Here is a 16,633-nt window from a genome sequence, read left to right on the forward strand (position 1 = left end):
ATTTGTCACCGCGTGACAAACGCGCCGTGACAAACTGGCCCGGTGGGTGCGGCTTCGCTCTCCTCGACCCCCTGGCACCGGTTGCCCGCCGACCTGGTGCCGGCGATGCGCCCCCGCCTGCCTGCGGTCGTCGACGCGGTCTCTGTGGCGGTGACCGAGGCGACCCCGACCTTCGCCGCGATCGACGACGACAAGCTGCGCCGTGACGTCCGTACCGCCGTCGCCGTCGCCCTGGAGCGCTTCCTCGACCTGGTCGGCACCGAGGACCCGGCGCTGCCGTCCCCGGTCCGGGAGGTCTTCGTCGCGTTGGGGGCCGCCGAGGCCCGCGAGGACCGTGGCCCGGAGGCGCTGTTGGCGGCGCTGCGGGTCGCGGGCCGGCTGATGCTACGGGAGGTCTGCGAATCGCTCGCCCGGGTCCGGGCGGTCGACACCGCGCTGCTCGTCGACCTCGCCGACGCGGTCAGCGCGTACGTCGACGAGCTGGCCGCCGCCAGCACCGACGGCTTCGCCCGGCAGGTCCGGGAGCAGGCCGGCGAGCGGGACCGCCGTCGCCGGCAGCTGGCCGAACTGCTGCTGCGGGGCGGGGCACCGGCCGCCGAGGTCGTCGCCGCCGCGACCGCCGTCGGCTGGCCCCAGCCGGACGCGGTGGTGCCGGTGGTCCTGCCGCTGGAACACGCCCGGGACGCCCGGCTGCGCTTCGCCGCCGACGGGATCGTGGCCGAACGCGGCCGCGACGCCGTCCTGCTGCTGCCGGCCGGTCCCCGTACCGACCGGTCGGTCCTCACCGACGCGCTGCGCGGGCGGGGCGCGGCGGTGGGGCCGCCGCTGGGCTGGGCCGAGGTGCCGCAGGCGGTACGCCTGGCCGAGCTGGCCGCCGCGCTCGTGACGCCCACAGCTGGTCCGGTCTTCGCCGTCGACCACCTCGCCACCCTGGCCGTACGCGGGGAGCCGGGTGCCCTGGCGGTGCTCGCCGCCCACCGGCTCGCGCCGTTCGCCGGGCTGCGCACCAGCCAACGCGACGCACTGCTGACCACCCTGCACAGCTGGCTACGGCACTGGGGCTCCCGGGCGGCGGTGTCGGCCGACCTGTTCGTCCATCCGCAGACGGTCAGCTACCGGATCCGACGCCTGCGGGAACTGCTCGGCGACGACCTGGACGATCCGGATATCCGCTTCGCACTTCTCCTGGTCCTGGCGGCCCGGCACCGCACCGCGCCGGCCAGCGGCGACTCGCACAGGTGACACACAGGAAGCGGAAAGTGCCGACACAGCGGGCCTGCGCATGATCGGAACCATGACGATGGCGAACGCCCAGTCCCGCGTCGAGCTGCGCCGCCCCGACGGCAGTCCGCTGCGGGTCCTGGTGGTGGACGACGAACCCGCCCTGGCCGAACTACTGACCATGGCGCTGCGCTACGAAGGCTGGGATGTGCGTGGCGTCGGCGACGGCACGGCCGCCGTCCGTACCGCCCGCGAGTTCCGCCCCGACGCCGTCGTCCTGGACATCATGCTGCCCGACGTCGACGGCCTGGAGGTGCTCCGGCGGCTGCGCTCCGACGCGCCGGAACTGCCGGTGCTGTTCCTCACCGCCAAGGACGCGGTGGAGGACCGGGTCGTCGGACTGACCGCCGGCGGCGACGACTACGTCACCAAACCGTTCAGCCTGGAGGAGGTCGTGGCCCGGCTGCGCGGGCTGATGCGCCGGGCCGCGCGGACCGGCCCGCAGTCCGACGCGGTCCTGACCGTCGGCGATCTCACCCTCGACGAGGAGAGCCACGAGGTACGCCGGGCCGGTGACCTGATCACCCTCACCGCCACCGAATTCGAGCTGCTGCGTTATCTGATGCGCAACCCGCGCCGGGTGCTGAGCAAGGCGCAGATCCTGGACCGGGTGTGGAACTACGACTTCGGCGGGCAGGCGAACGTCGTCGAGCTGTACATCTCGTACCTGCGCAAGAAGCTCGACGCCGGCCGCCCACCGATGATCCACACCATGCGCGGCGTCGGTTATGTCCTCAAACCCGCCGACTGACCGGGCCGGCCAGCGCTGGCGTGGCTGGTGGCGTGCGCGGCGGCGTAGGCGGTGGCGTCGCCCGGGCGGCTGGTCGCTGCGGGCCCGGCTGGTGGCCGCGATGCTCACCCTGCTCGCCGCCGCCTGCCTGGTGGTCGGGGCCACCACCGCGATCACCCTGCACGACGCCCTGTACGGGCGGATCGACGCCCAACTCGACGCCGCCGCGACCCGGGCACCCCGTGGCTTCGACCCGTTCCTCCCGGCATATCCGACGCTCCCGCAGCCGCCGACCGGCGGGGCCGGTGTCGACTGTGATCCGTACCGGGATCCGGGCTTTCCCTCCGGCCAGGTGATCGGCACCCTCGCGGCCCGGATCTGCGGTGCCGAGGTCAGCGTACGGGTGCTGCTCGACCAGGGGGAGGACCAGCCGGACCTGAGCGCCTTCGACAGGGCGCTGCGCGCCGTACCGGTGGCTGGCGGACCCCGGACCCTCGACCTGGGTGAGCTGGGCGACTACCGGGTGGTCGCGCAGCGTCTGCCCGATGGTGCGGTCCTCGTCACCGGCCTGCCGCTGGCCGACACCCAGGCCACTCTCTATCTCGTCGTCGGCACCGTCGCGCTGGTGACGGTCACGGTGCTGCTGCTGGTCGGGATCGCCGGCACCGCGCTGGTCCGCCGCGAGTTGCGTCCGTTGTCGGCGATGGCCGCCACCGCCGGCCGGGTCTCGGAGCTGCGGCTGGACCGGGGCGAGGTGGTGCTGCCGGACCGGGTCGACGTCGCCGACACCGATCCCGGCACCGAGGTCGGCCGGGTCGGCGCGGCGCTCAACCGGATGCTGGACCACGTCGGCCACGCCCTCGCCGCCCGGCACGCCAGCGAGACCCAGGTACGCCAGTTCGTCGCCGACGCCAGCCACGAGCTGCGCACCCCGCTCGCGGCGATTCGCGGGTACGCCGAACTCAGCCGGCGCAGTGGCCTGGCCGCGCCGCCGGAGCTCGCCCACGTGCTGCGACGGGTCGAGTCCGAGGCGCAGCGGATGACCCTGCTGGTGGAGGATCTGCTGTTGCTGGCCCGCCTCGACGCCGGCCGGCCGCTGGAGCGGCAGCCGATCGACCTGACCATGCTGGTGGTCGACGCGGTCAGCGACGCGCACGTCACCAGCCCGGACCACGACTGGCGGCTCGACCTGCCGCCCGAGCCGGTGACCGTGGTCGGTGACCCGGCCCGGCTGCAGCAGGTGTTGGTCAACCTGCTGGCCAACGCGCATACCCACACCCCGGAAGGCACCACCGTCACGGTCGCCGTGGCCGTGGAGCCGGGAACCGTCGTGTTGCGGATCGTCGACACCGGACCGGGCATCCCGGCCGAGTTGCTGCCGCACGTGTTCGAACGGTTCGCCCGGGGTGACAGCTCCCGGTCGAGGGCGGCCGGCAGCACCGGACTCGGGCTGGCCATCGTGCACGCGGTGGTGACGGCGCACGGCGGTACGGTCACGGTCGACAGCGTGCCGGGTCGGACCGAGTTCACCGTACGGCTGCCCGGGCCGCCGACGTCGGAGCCGGCCGCCGACCGCTGATCTCCTTCCTCCTTTGCCTGCCGGCACGCGCGGGTGCACAAGACGAATTGTGGCTCGTTGCGCTCCAGCCTGGACTGTCGGCCACCAAAGACGGGAAGATGGCGCGGAGGAAACGCAGCCGTCGCCCGACGGTAGTCGATCCGGACGCGACTCGAAGGAGCGGGAATAGTGAGCAACAATGGTGTTCCACGAACCCTGAGATATCTTCGCGCGGCCAACGGCGGTCTGACCCAGGAACAGTTGGCACAGCGGCTGCACGTGTCGACGTCCTTGATCGCCAAGTTCGAGACGGGGCGACAGATCCCGAGGCCCGACACGGCGAAGAAGATCGACGACCTGTTCGGCAGCGCGCCGTTGATCGACGAGACGGCCGCCGAGGCCCGCCGGACCGCAGCGCCGGACTGGTTCCGGCCGCTGGCCGAGGTGGAGAAGGAAGCACTGACGCTTCGCCAGTTCGAGCCGAACGTCATCCCCGGGTTGCTGCAGACCGAGGAGTACGCGCGGGCGATCTTGCGCAGCGGCACGCTGACCCCGGCGAAGGCCGACGAATACCTGGCCGTGCGGATGGCCCGACAGTCCGACGTGTTCGGTCAGGACGACCCGCCGGTCTGCCAGTTCATCATCGACGAGAACGGCTTACGGCGCGGTGACCCGATGATCCTGCGCCCTCAGCTCGAACACCTCGCCGAGGTGGGAACCGATCCGCGCGTCCTCATCCAGGTCGCGCCGGCCAGCGCCGGGTGGCATCCCGGGCAGAACGGCCAACTGACGTTGGCGTCGTTGCGGGACGGCTCGTCGGTGGGCTTCGTCGACGACCAACTCGCCGGCCGGTTGGTGACCGACCCCGAGCTGGTTGCTGATCTTGAACATGCCTGGCAGGCTATTTCTGGCGTCGCGCTGCCTTGCGACCAGTCGAGAGACCTGATCATGAAGTTGGTGAAGGAGCTATGACTCAACCAGCGTGGCGCAAGTCCAGCCGGAGCAACGGCTCGACCAGCAACTGTGTCGAGGTGGCCGACAACCTGCCGGGCCGGGTGTTGGTCCGGGACACCAAGGACCGTAGCGGCGGCACTCTGACCTTCGCCCCGTCCGCGTGGCGTTCGTTCGTCGAGGCGGCAAAGTAGCACCGCTGACGGCCTGACGTCTCCCGCTGTGGCGGGACAGTCGATGAGCGCCGGCCCTGCTTCTGCGGGGTCGGCGCTTCGCTTGTTGGCTGGTGTGGTTGCCGTCTGGTTTTGGCTGGTTTCTTGGCTTCTGGGGGCTAGCCGTTGATCGGGTCAGGCGTTTCGGTGGCCCGTCGATCATCCACTGTGGCCGGTTGCTGTTGGTGAGTTTTGGGGGTGTTTTCTGGTTGAGTGGTGGGTTTGTGGTGGCTGTTTGTGTTGATCGTTTACAGGTGTCGGGGGTGGTGTTTAGACCGTGTGTCAGTAGGGGTTGTTGCTGGTCAACAGGTTGAGTCGGTCGGCGCGGCGGTAGCAGATCAGAGCGCATGCCAGGTGGAGGAATCCGAGGTAGTGGGAAGCCTTGCGGTCGTAGCGGCGGACCAGCCGTCGGAACCGGGTCATCCACTCGAGGCAGCGTTCGATGACGTAGCGGTGCCGGCCCAGCCGCTTCGACGACTCGACGCCCTTGCGCGCGATCCGTGCGACGATGCCGCGTGCGCGCAGCAGGTCGCGGCATTCGGGGTAGTCGTAGCCCTTGTCGCCGTGGAGTTTGCCCGGTCGTCGACGCGGCCGGCCGACCGGTTGACGCACTGGTGTGACGCCGTCGACCATGTCCTCGAGCATCCGGTGGTCGTTGAGGTTCGCGGCGGAGACACCCACGTGCAGCGGCAACCCGCCCCGGTCGCTCATGGCGTGGATCTTGGAGCCGGGCTTGCCCCGGTCCACCGGGCTGGGCCCGGTCAGGTCCCCCTTTTCACCGCGCGTACGTGCATGCTGTCGACACTCACCCTCGACCAGTCGATCCGCCCGGCCGCGCCGAGGACATCGAGCGTCGCCCGGTGCAGGGCGGTCATCACCCCGGCCTCGACCCATTCGGCGAACCGGCGGTGCGCGGTTCGCCAGTGGACCGGGAACGAGGCGGGCAGCTTGCGCCACGAGCAGCCGGACTCCAGTACGTACAGGATCGCCGCGAGCATCGCCCGGTCATCGGTCCGCCGCCGGCCGCCGCCCTGGTGCCTTTCCGGGTGCGGCGGCAGCAACGGCCGCGCGAGGTGCCACAACGCGTCGGGGCAGTACTTCTCCACGTCATCCACACCACGTCAACGAATGACCTTGAACTTCAACAACCCCAAACGACACACGGTCTTAGGGTCGCGGGGCAGGTCAGGTGCTGTTTTCCTTTCGTTAGGTGGGTGTGATGTCGGGTCGTGGTGGTGGGTTCGGGTGGTGGGTCGGGGTTCGTGGTCGGGTGGCGGTGGTGACGGTGGTGGTGGTGTCGGCGTCGTTGTTGGCGGCGCCGGGGGTGGTGGCGGCTCCGGTGGGGTCGGCGGGGGATCCGGGGGTGGGGCAGCGGTCGGTGCCGGTGTCGGAGGCGAGGGTCGCGGCTGGGGCTGGGGTTGAGCCGGGGTTGCCGGGGTTCGTGCCGCGTGAGCCGGTGTGGCCGGTGGCGGTGTCTGGTGTGGTGGATGTGCCGGCGGTCGATTCGGTGCCGGTGGGTGGGTCGGGGTTCGCGGTGGGTCCGGCGCCGTCGGTCGAGGGTGGTTCGGCTGGCCGGCCGGGGTCCGGGTCGGGGGCTGGGGATGGTTCTGGGTCGGTGTCGCGGGTGGGTGTGGAGGTGTTGGATCGGTCGGTGGCGGTGTCGGCGGGTGTGTCGGGTGTGTTGTTCCGGGTGGTGCGGGCGGATGGTGGGTTGGTGGCGGGTCGGGTGGGTGTGGAGGTGGACACGTCGGGGTTTTCGGGGGCGTTTGGTGGGGATTGGGGTGCGCGGTTGGGGGTGGTGGCGTTTCCGGGGTGTGTGGTGACGTCGCCGGAGGGTGTGGGGTGTGGGGTGGGGCGGCCGGTGGTGTCGTCGCGGTTGGATAACGGGTCGGGTGTGGTGTCGGCGGTGGTGGAGGCGGTGCCGGGGGTGGATCAGGTGCGGCGGGGTGGGGTGTTCGCGGGGTTGGGGGAGTCGTCGACATTGTCGTCGGGTGGTGCGGTGGTGTTCGCGGTGACGGGGGTGCAGTCGGGGGAGACGGGGGATTTCACGAAGACGCCGTTGTCGGTGTCGGCGGAGTGGTCGTCGGGTGGGTCGTCGGGGGATTTCGGGTGGTCGTACGGGATGGGTGTGCCGCCGGTGCCGGGTGGGTTGGAGCCGCAGGTGGGGTTGGGGTACAGCTCGGGTGGGGTGGACGGGCAGACGGCGGGTCGGAATGTGCAGGCGGGTGCGGTGGGTGAGGGGTGGGATCTGCGGGCGGGTGGTTATATCGAGCGGGCGTACAGGTCGTGTGCGGATGATCTGGAGAATCCGGCGCACTATACGGAGGCGAACGGGGATTTGTGTTGGCGGTTGCCGAATCTGCGGTTGGTGTGGGGTGGGAAGTCGACGGAGTTGGTGCGGGACGGGTCGGGCAGGTGGCGGTTGGCGGATGATGACGGGGAGATGGTGCAGGCGTTCGCGGGGTCGAACAACGGGGATCAGGGCGACTTGCCGTCGAACACGGGTGAGTATTGGCGGTTGACGACGCAGGACGGCACGCAGTATTACTTCGGGTTGGAGACGGTGCCGGGCAATGTGCAGACGAATTCGACGGCGACGGTGCGGGTGCGGGCGAACAATCAGGGTGAGCCGTGTTTCGACCTGGGTGGGTTCGCGGTGTCGTCGTGTTGGCAGGCGTGGCGGTGGTCTCTGTCGTATGTGGTGGATGTGCACGGGAACGCGATGGCGTATTTCTATGAGAAGGAGGTGCAGCGGTCGGGGTTCGGCGCGGGTGGGACGCAGTCGTATGACCGGGCGGTCCGGTTGACGCGGATCGATTACGGGGTGACGGCGTCGACGGGGTTCGCGGGTGATCCGCCGGCGCGGGTGGAGTTCACCTGGTCGGACCGGTGTGTGTCGTCGTGCGGGAGCGCGCCGTCGTCGCCTGCGGCGGCGAACTGGCCGGACACGCCGTGGGATCTGTACTGCGGGGTGTCGGCGTCGTCGTGTCCGTCGAATCCGGCGCCGTCGTTCTGGTCGGACAAGCGGTTGACGTCGGTGTCGACGTCGGTGCGGACGGGGCCGGGGGCGAACCGGCGGGTGGTGGATTCGTGGGTGTTGGAGCAGTTGTTCCCGGCGACGGGGAACAGCACGTCGGCGGCGTTGTGGTTGCAGTCGATCACCCGGACGGGGTCGTCGCGGACGCCGGCGGTGGTGTTGCCGCAGGTGCGGTTCGGGGGGACGCGGCGGGATCAGCGGGCTGATTATGATCCGAACGCGGGGATGGCGCAGCCGCGGAAGTATCGGGTGTCGCAGGTGTTCACCGAGACGGGTGGCCGGATCGACGTCACGTATCTGAGTCCGGGGTCGGGGTGTCAGTTCGGCGGTAGCTTTCCGGATCCGGACAACAACATCCACCGCTGTTTTCCGAAGTATTGGAAGCCGGAGGACAACAGCGCGGGGTTCGGGTGGTGGAACAAGTACATCGTGACGCGGGTGGTGGAGAACGATCTGGTGGGTGGGTCACCGCCGGTGGTGCACGACTACCAGTACACGTTGGGCTCGGCGTCGGGGTCGGCGCAGGTGTTGTGGGGGCACGAGAACGGGGCGGCGGTCTACAGCAGTTCGTTGCCGTACCGGTCGTGGTCGGATTGGCGGGGTTACACCGACGTGACGACGACGGTCGGCCCGACGAGCGGCGGCATGCGGTCGCAGACGCGACGGGTCTACTTCCGGGGGCTGAGCTTCGATCTCACGGACACGGGTGAGGACCGGGTGTCGACGGTGAGCAACTCGCTGTCCGAGGTGGTCCGGGACGACCTGTGGCGGCGGGGTCAGCTGTTGGAGGAGATCGTCTTCGACGGGGCCGGCGGTATCCCGCTGTCGAAGTCGGTGTACACGGTCGAGGGCTGGCAGACCGGGGCACGGACCTACCCGGCGCATTGGGCGGTGCCGACGGTGCACCATTCGGTGCTCGTCCGGGTCGGGGTGGAACGGCATTTCACGTGGGTGACCGACACGGCGAGTTGGCGGGAGTCCGAGACGGAGCATTCGTGGCATCAGACGTTCGGCTACCGCACCGAACTGTCCGATCTCGGTGACCCGACCGTCACCACTGATGACCGCTGTACCCGTACCTGGTACAGCAGCAACATCAACACCAACCTGTATCTGGTGGGGGTGGCGAACCGGACCCAGCTCGCGGAGGGTCCCTGCAAGGTGGCGCCGACGTCCGGGCAGGTGTTGTCGGAGTCGCGGGTGTTCCACGACCACGCCACCACCCACGGCGCGGCCCCGACGAAGGGGGGTGTCCCTATGGGTTCTGTCAAGCAGCGAGGCGGGGTTCGTCCGCCGGTTTGGGCTGGTATGGCCGTTGGGTGCGGAGCATGGCGTGGAGGACGTCGACGCGGCGGCGGGCGAGGCAGATGAGGGCGGCGTTGTGTTTCTTGCCCTCAGCGCGTTTGCGGTCGTAGTAGGCGCGGCTGAGCGGGTCGGCGAGAGCGGCGAACGCGGACAGGAAGAACGCGCGTTTCAGCTGCTTGTTGCCGCCCTTGGGTGGGTGTTCGCCACGGATGCTGGTGCCGGAGCGGCGGGTGACCGGGGCCAGGCCGGCGTAGGCGGCCAGGTGGCCGGGGGTGGGGAACGAGGTGCCGTCGCCGACTTCGAGCAGGATGCGGGCCGCGGTCCTGACGCCGATGCCGGGCATCGAGGTCAGGACCGGGGCAAGAGGGTGCGCATCAAGCATCCCTTCGACCTGTTCGGCGACCTGGTCGCGTTGGCGCAGCAGGTCACGCAGGTTGTCGGCGAGTCGGGGAAGGACGGTCTCGGCGGCGGTGGTGCCGGGAACCACGACGGTCTGCGCGTCGAGCGCGGTGAAGATCTGGTCGACCAGGCGGGCGCCCATGCGTGGCGCGCGGGCCTTGACGATCTCGGTGAGTTTCGCCCGGCCTGCCTTGCGGATGCCGGTGGGTCCGCCGCACCGCGAGATGGCTTCCAGGACGGCGGGGTGCTGCAGTTTCGGGCCGAGGACGCGTTCCAGGGGTGGGTGGATCTGGGTGAGCAGGCCCCGGATGCGGTTGGCGACGCGGGTGACCTCGCCGGCGAGGTCGTCGTCGTAGCCGACCATCACCTCCAGCTCGGCCAGGGCGTCGTCGCCGGTGTCGACCCGGCGCAGGGTGTGGGGCAGGGTGCGGGCGGCGTCGGCGATGACGTAGGCGTCGCGGGCGTCGGTCTTCGCGGTGCCGGGGTGCAGGTCGGCCAGGCGGCGCATGACCAGACCGGGCAGGTAGGCGACCTGGTGGCCGCAGGCGCGGGCGACCGCGACGGGCAGCGCGCCGATCGAGGCGGGCTGGTCGACCACGGCCAGGATCTGGCCGTGCCGGGCGAGTTTGTCGAACAGTTTCCGCAGCCCGGTTTCGGTGTTGGGCAGCGTCGCGTCGTGCAGCCGCTTGCCGTCGCGGTTCAACGCGACCGCGTGGTGTCCTTCCTTGCCGACGTCGAGTCCGATGAAGACGCCGAACCCGTCGTGCACAGCTTGCCTCCTCACGGCGATGGCCTGGCTCGGCCGCTGGTCATAGCGTCGGACTGCCGGCATCCACGTTACGGAGAGACCTACCCCACGACGGGGTGGCCGGGTCCCTATCAGCGGTCCGCCGACGCCACCCGGCTCGGCGACAACACCCCCCGGATCATGCGTACGACAGGGGCATTCAGTCATACCGAGCCGGGCGACCGAGCAGTCCCCGGCTGGGGACGATCAAAAAGACCTCCGATCTCCGGAAGCGTCAAGTCGTCGGTTCGCCGTCAGGTGATGAACTGGAAGATCTTGCCGGTCTCCAGCGGCTGTGGGGTGCCGGTGAAGCGGTGAACGCCGACGGAGAACAGCACGTCGTCGGGTGCGGTGAAAGCCTGTTCGGCGAACCCTGCGTCGGCCAGCCACCTTCGGACCGCCGGTGTCAGGTCGGGTGCTCGTCGTGTCCTGGTCCAGATCACTGTGGCGTCGGCAGCGCAGATCTGCGGCAGCGCGTGAATGGTGGTGTGGGCGTCGGCGTCGCTGATGTTGCCCAGGACGCCTGCCATGATGACCAGGTCGGCGGGCACCGCCTGCCGGTATGAGGCGAGGTCACCGGCGTCGGCCTGCCCGACGGTCACCGTGTCGAGGCCTTCGGCGATTGCTCGGGTCCGGGCCGCGGCGACGTTGCGCGGTTCGTACTCGAGCAGCGTGGCGCTGACTCGCACGGCGTCCTGGCGCGACGCCAGCACGGTGAGAATGTCGTGACCTTGGCCGGCGCACATGCTGAGCACGGACACCGGTTCGCCAGGTCGCTCATCGAGCCACGCGGCGATGTGCTGCTGGACCAGCTTCAGTCGGCGTGCCAGGGGCGAGCCGGGGTCGGTGTAAGGGCTGTGCCAGGCGTACCAGTCCTTGCCGTCGTTCATGGGCGCCGAGTTTGCCAGTGTCACTGCGCAGCGGCGGGTGCGGGCATGCCGATCGTGGGGAAGGCCTTGCCGGGGTGGTAGAGCTGTCCTGTTGCGAGGCAGTGGTGCAGGCAGCCGAGGAGCCGGTTGAACAGGTGGCGTAGTGCGGCGGGATGTCGGTCGCCGTGGTCGCGGCGGCGCTGGTAGTGCTGTTTGGCGGGTTCGGCGTGGGTAGCGGCGACGAAGGCCCACAGATATCCGGCGGCGGCGAGCCGATCGTTCTTCACCTTGCGGTGGGTGATGGAGATGCTGCGCCCGGACGCGCGGGTGACCGGGGCCGCGCCGGCGTAGGCCTTCAGAGCGCGGGCATCGGCGAACCGGGCGCGGTCGTCGCCGATCTCGGCCAGAACGCGGGCACCGGTCACGTCGGCCAGACCGGGGAAGCTTGTCACGATCGCGTGGTCCGGGTGCTGGCGGAACGCTTCGCTGGCGGCCTCGGCAAGCGAATCAACACTGGCGCATTCGACGTTCAGCGTCGCGAGCAGTGCCAGCGCCTGGATGCCCATGGCTTCCTCCACGACGTCCGGCTGACGCAGTTGCGGACGGCGCAGCGCCTGCTGCAGCTCGGCGGCCAGGTCCTCGACGCCACGCCGTCGGCCGCCGCGGCGTAGGGCGGCGGCGATCCGAGTTGTGGACAGCTTCGCCGCAGCTGCGGGCGTGGATGCGGCGGCCAGCACCGCACGGGCGTCCGCGCTGGTCAGGTTGCCCTTCCTGCCGTTGAACGCGGCGAGGAACGTGGGGAAGTACTCCCGCAGCAGTGACCGCAGCTCGTTCGAGGCCCGGGTTCGCCGCCAGGTGGCGTCCTGGTGGGCCCGGGCCAGCACCGCGACCGCCTGAACCAGTTCGCTGTCGTGCGGCAGCGGCCGGTGAGCGTGGGCGTCGGTGCGCAGGATGTTGGCCAGCACCACCGCGTCGGCGTGGTCGGACTTCTTGCGTGACACCGAGTGCCGCTCCCGGTAGCGGGCCACCGCCATCGGGTTGATCGAGTACACCCGCCGCCCACTTACGCGCAGCGCCGCGACCAGCAGGCCACGCGGGGTCTCGATCGCCACCGGGATCGGCTCCTCGGCGCTGTCACCGGCGGCGGCCAGCATCTCGACCAGCGTGGTGAATCCGTCCACGTCGTCGCCGATGCGACCCTTGGCAACCAGGCGACCGTGCTCGTCGACCAGGGCAATATCGTGATGCCGTTCTGACCAGTCGATGCCGCAGTACACCGCCAACTCCTACTCCTCCCTCGCCTGCCCATCGGGCATGCAACCCTGGCGGAAACGCGCGGCGCCCTAATGACGAGGCTCTGTGGCCTACCCTCCGATGAGCCGTTCGCGATCCCAGCGACCCGCACGGTCCCGGTCTTCGCAGTAAGAGCTCGTCGGCTCCCGGTATGCGAGGTGTTCGCCGTGCGGGCGGGCTGCAACCACGATCAACATCCTGCCCAAGGTCACGAGGTGGTCCGGCACCGCCGAGATCCGCCGGTCTTGCACGAGACCTGACACGGTCCAGAGGTGTGCAGGCGTGAACTCAGCGAGCCGGACCACCACACGAACGACTCGCCGAGCCCACGCTGCCGATCTTTTTGGAGACCTCAAGGGCCGGGTAACGGGCAGGCATCCCGTGGTCCACGGCGGGCCGTTCGGGATTCATTAGGTAACGAGGTGACCCGTGTCGAGCAGGTCGCCGACTTCACCGGTGGGAGTCCGGACTGGGTGATGGTCGCCACCGCCGACTACGACACGTGGGGCCGGATCGAGGTGGCGGGTGACGCCCTGGGCCGGGAGACGACCACGACCTACGTCCACAACAACAACGACCTGCTCGGCACCGTGATCACGACGAACCCGGCCGGCCACGAGACGACGGTCACCCTGGACACCACCCGTGGGCTGCCGACCAGCGCGGTCGACGCGAACGACAAGACGACCACGGCGTGGCTCGACGCTCTCGGCCGGCTCACCCACGTGTGGGCACCCGAACGCGGCACCAACGAGACTCCGGACACCGAATACGTGTACACCGTCTCCCTGACGGCGCCGGCGACGATCCAGACCAAAACGTTGAGCCCCACGGGCGGTGTGGTGTCCGCGTTCGACATCTCCGACGGGCTGCTCCGCCCCCGCCAGACCCAGGCGACCGCCCCGGACGGCAAACGGACCATCGTCGACACCCGGTACGACGGCCGGGGCCTGCCGGTCAAGACGTCGACGTTCTACAACAACGCCTCGGGTCCGACCGGGACGCTGGTCGGTTTCGCCGACACCGCTGTCGACACCCAGACCCGCACCGTGTACGACGGCGCCGGGCGGGCGACCCGGGACCAGTTCTGGTCGGCTGACAGCCTGCAGTGGGAGACCGTGACCGGCTACGGCGGTGACCGGGTCACCGTCACCCCACCCGCCGGCGGCACCCCCACCACCACCCTCCTCGATGTCCGGGGCCGGCTGACCCACCTACGGCAGCACGACGGCGCCACCACGGCAACCGCGTTCCAGGAGACCAGCTACGGCTACAACCTGCGCGACGAACTGACCTCGGTCACCGACCCCGCCGACAACCAATGGACCTACGACTACGACCTGCTCGGCCGCCGCTGGCAGACCATCGACCCGGACGCGGGCACCTCGACCAGCGTCTACGACAACGCCGGGCAGCTGGTCACCACCACCGACGGCCGGGGCGAAACCCTCTGGTACGGCTACGACACCCTCGGCCGCCCCACCGAACTCCGCGACGACAACCCCACCGGCACCCTGCGGGCCTCCTGGCTCTACGACACCTTGGGAGCCGGTCTGCTGACCTCGTCCAGCCGGCATATCGGCGCCGACACCTACACCAGTGCGGTCACCGCCTACGACGACGGCTACCGACCCCTCGGCACCACCGTCACCATCCCCGCCGCCGAGACCGGACTCGCCGGCACCTACACCACCAGCCACAGCTACCACGACAACGGCGCCCCTGAAACCACCACCATCCCCGCCGTCGGCGGCCTCCCCGCCGAAACAATCGAATACGGCTACCACACCGCCTCCGGCCTACCCACCACCCTCACCACCGAAAACGACACCTACGTCGCCGCGACCAGCTACCACTACGACGGCCAGATCGCCCAACGCATCCTCGGCACCGGCGCCGACCGGGTACGGGTCTCCTCACCAGTCGAGCCCGGCACCCGCCGCCTCGCCGCCTCCCAGGTCGACACCGAACACCCCACGACCCCGAACACCTGGGACGACGCGGCCACCACCACCTACACCTACGACCCCGCCGGCAACATCACCTCCATGGCCGGGAAAACAGCAGGTGTCGCGGACCAGACCGAATGCTTCATCTACGACAACTTCCGACGCCTCACCGACGCCTGGACCCAGACCACCGCCCCCTGCACCACCCCCCAACGGACCGGCGCCGACCCTTACCGGCAGCAATGGGAATACGACGACGCCACCGGCAACCGGGAAACCGAAACCACCTGGACGGCGACCGGATCCACCACCGCCACCTACACCTACCCCACCCCCACCAGCCCCCACCCGCACGCCGTCGACGAGGTCGACTACGACGGTGAGACCACCCGCACCGACACCTTCACCTACACGACGGGCGGGCACACCGAGCAGCGGACCGTCGACGGTGTCACCCAAACCCTCTACTGGGACGCGGAGGGCCGTCTCGCCGCGACCACGCAGACCGGCCTCGACACCACCTACGTCTACGACACCTCAGGCAACCGGCTCCTCCGCCGCGACGCCACCGGCACCACCCTCTACCTCGGCCACACCGAACTCCGCCGCACCAACGCCAACGGCCAGATCGACGGCACCCGCTACTACCACCACAACGGTGCCACCGTCGCCGTCCGCACCGTCACCGGCCTCACCTGGCTGATCCCCGACCACCACGGCACCCACCAGATCGCCATCGACCCCACCACCCTCGACCTCACCCACCGCCGCACCCTGCCCTTCGGCGACACCCGTGGCACTGCACCCACCAACTGGCCCGGCGACAAAGGCTTCGTCGGCGGAACCAAGGACCCCACGGGCCTGACTCACATAGGCGCACGCCAGTACGATCCCGCCCTCGGTCGGTTCATCTCCGTGGATCCCATCATGGATCTGGGCGATCCGCAGTCGATGAATGGCTACGCATACGCAGGAAACAGCCCGATTTCGTTTAGCGATGCCGATGGCCTCCGTCGAATCGAAGTGGCTGGGGCCGGAGGAGGGGCCGCCGCGGCTCGAGGCGGAGGTGTCACGTTCGGCCTTGGAGGCGCACCTCGCCCCAGCGCTGCCAGACGAGCCGCCGCGGCCAGGCCGCCAGCACCGGCACGCGGAAGCTCCATCTCGAGCTCCCTCACAACACAGGAACTCAAGGCTCTCCGTCAACAAGGCCAAAGTAAGGCTGCGCCTTCTCGGCCCACCAAGCCGACCCCCAGAAATACCAGCACTGGCGCAAGCAAGAAGTCGACCAATGTGCCGGCCAAGGTCGGGGGGCAGACCGTCAAGCATAGGTCGGATACGCAGACGCAAATCAAAGATATCTCTGTTGCTGAAGATGGGCCCATCCAAGGACTTTACGTTCCTCAAAACAGCCCCAGTCGCTCTTGTGGTCCTGGCAACAGCTTCGCTCCTGGAACACCCGTCCTTCTCGCCAACGGCACCACCAAACCAATCGAACAGATCAAAATCGGCGACACCGTCCTCGCCACTGACCCTGAAACCGGCGAGACCGCCCCCAAACAAGTTACCGACACCATCACCGGTCACGGCGACAAGAACCTCGTCTCCGTCACCCTCCAAACCGGCGACAACGAGCCGACCGCCACCCTCGTCGCCACCGACAAACACCCCTTCTGGGTCCCCGAACTCCAGGAATGGGTCGACGCGACCAACCTAAAAGCAGGCCAACTACTACAAACCTCGGCCGGCACCTGGGTCCAGATCAGCGCCGTCCGCCAATGGACCGAAACCCGCACCGTCCACAACCTCACCGTCGCCGACATCCACACGTACTATGTGCTCGCCGGGGACACGCCCGTCCTGGTCCACAACTGCGGAACGACGGATTTCTTTACGGTCCAGGGTGCGGATGACGCTGCTCGTCTCGGTTCTGGAGGGCATCCCTTCCCGACCGCGCCTGAGCGAGCGCACTTTGGTCCGGGTGTGTACGCGTGGGGTCGTGAAGCGGAGGTAGTCGCGTACGCCGCCAACAAGCCGGGCGCCCAAATCATGCGATTCTCCATCGACAACAGAGCGCTGGCCGGGCTTAGGCAAGCGCATCTTGGGACGATGTCGGATGATGCGGCGACAGCCTTCATGGAGCAGAATAGCCTCTTGTGGGGCGGCAACGCTGGGCATGGGCTCGACTACATCTCCAGACCCACTGCCAGGGGAACCGAACACTTCTTTTCATCGGGGATCTTCGACTTATTGGGATTCGGGTGA

General features: G+C 69.2%; 11 protein-coding genes. 7 read left to right on the plus strand and 4 right to left on the minus strand.

What is annotated here, in order from left to right; all coding sequences use genetic code 11:
- The first annotated feature begins 42 nt into the window (after positions 1-42).
- The 5 genes from O7632_RS16680 (at position 43) to O7632_RS16700 (ending at position 4,714) form a co-directional block, all read left to right on the plus strand.
- The gene (locus tag O7632_RS16680; RefSeq protein WP_278115422.1) at positions 43-1,242 is read left to right on the plus strand and encodes a helix-turn-helix domain-containing protein; all 1,200 of its coding nucleotides are present in this window, start codon (positions 43-45) and stop codon (positions 1,240-1,242) included.
- A gap of 52 nt (positions 1,243-1,294) precedes the next feature.
- Complete coding sequence (locus tag O7632_RS16685; RefSeq protein ID WP_278115424.1) at positions 1,295-2,032, plus strand: response regulator transcription factor; 738 nt, start codon at positions 1,295-1,297, stop codon at positions 2,030-2,032.
- A gap of 100 nt (positions 2,033-2,132) precedes the next feature.
- Positions 2,133-3,590, plus strand: a complete 1,458-nt coding sequence (locus tag O7632_RS16690; protein WP_278120114.1) for a HAMP domain-containing sensor histidine kinase — start codon at positions 2,133-2,135, stop codon at positions 3,588-3,590.
- 168 nt (positions 3,591-3,758) lie between these two features.
- A complete protein-coding gene (locus O7632_RS16695; RefSeq protein WP_278115426.1) occupies positions 3,759-4,541 on the plus strand; it encodes a helix-turn-helix transcriptional regulator in 783 nt (260 codons plus the stop codon).
- The gene (locus O7632_RS16700) at positions 4,538-4,714 is read left to right on the plus strand and encodes a DUF397 domain-containing protein (protein ID WP_278115427.1); all 177 of its coding nucleotides are present in this window, start codon (positions 4,538-4,540) and stop codon (positions 4,712-4,714) included. Before O7632_RS16695 ends, O7632_RS16700 begins: the two co-directional genes overlap by 4 nt.
- A 300-nt stretch (positions 4,715-5,014) precedes the next feature.
- Here O7632_RS16700 and O7632_RS16705 read toward each other — a convergent pair.
- Positions 5,015-5,838 (minus strand): IS5 family transposase gene (locus O7632_RS16705; RefSeq protein ID WP_278120115.1). Its coding sequence is split into 2 segments (ribosomal slippage): positions 5,015-5,499 and positions 5,499-5,838, totalling 825 coding nucleotides; the frame shifts between segments, so codons are not numbered across the junction.
- A gap of 113 nt (positions 5,839-5,951) precedes the next feature.
- Here O7632_RS16705 and O7632_RS16710 point away from each other — a divergent pair.
- Positions 5,952-9,140, plus strand: a complete 3,189-nt coding sequence (locus O7632_RS16710) for a hypothetical protein (RefSeq protein ID WP_278115429.1) — start codon at positions 5,952-5,954, stop codon at positions 9,138-9,140.
- Here the strand turns inward: O7632_RS16710 and O7632_RS16715 are convergent.
- The 3 genes from O7632_RS16715 to O7632_RS16725 all read right to left on the minus strand — a co-directional run bounded on the left by O7632_RS16715 (position 9,037) and on the right by O7632_RS16725 (position 12,412).
- Complete coding sequence (locus tag O7632_RS16715; RefSeq protein ID WP_278115430.1) at positions 9,037-10,242, minus strand: IS110 family transposase; 1,206 nt, start codon at positions 10,240-10,242, stop codon at positions 9,037-9,039. The genes O7632_RS16710 and O7632_RS16715 overlap by 104 nt on opposite strands.
- 272 nt (positions 10,243-10,514) lie before the next feature.
- Complete coding sequence (locus O7632_RS16720) at positions 10,515-11,150, minus strand: class I SAM-dependent methyltransferase family protein (protein ID WP_278111929.1); 636 nt, start codon at positions 11,148-11,150, stop codon at positions 10,515-10,517.
- Between the two features lie 20 nt (positions 11,151-11,170).
- Complete coding sequence (locus O7632_RS16725) at positions 11,171-12,412, minus strand: IS110 family transposase (protein WP_278111931.1); 1,242 nt, start codon at positions 12,410-12,412, stop codon at positions 11,171-11,173.
- Positions 12,413-12,844: 432 nt separating this feature from the next.
- Here O7632_RS16725 and O7632_RS16730 point away from each other — a divergent pair, with 432 nt between their 5' ends.
- Positions 12,845-16,633 (plus strand): polymorphic toxin-type HINT domain-containing protein, encoded by a 3,789-nt coding sequence (locus O7632_RS16730; protein ID WP_278115431.1) that lies wholly within the window; start codon positions 12,845-12,847, stop codon positions 16,631-16,633.

The organism is Solwaraspora sp. WMMD406 (genome assembly GCF_029626025.1).
Lineage (GTDB): Bacteria > Actinomycetota > Actinomycetes > Mycobacteriales > Micromonosporaceae > Micromonospora_E.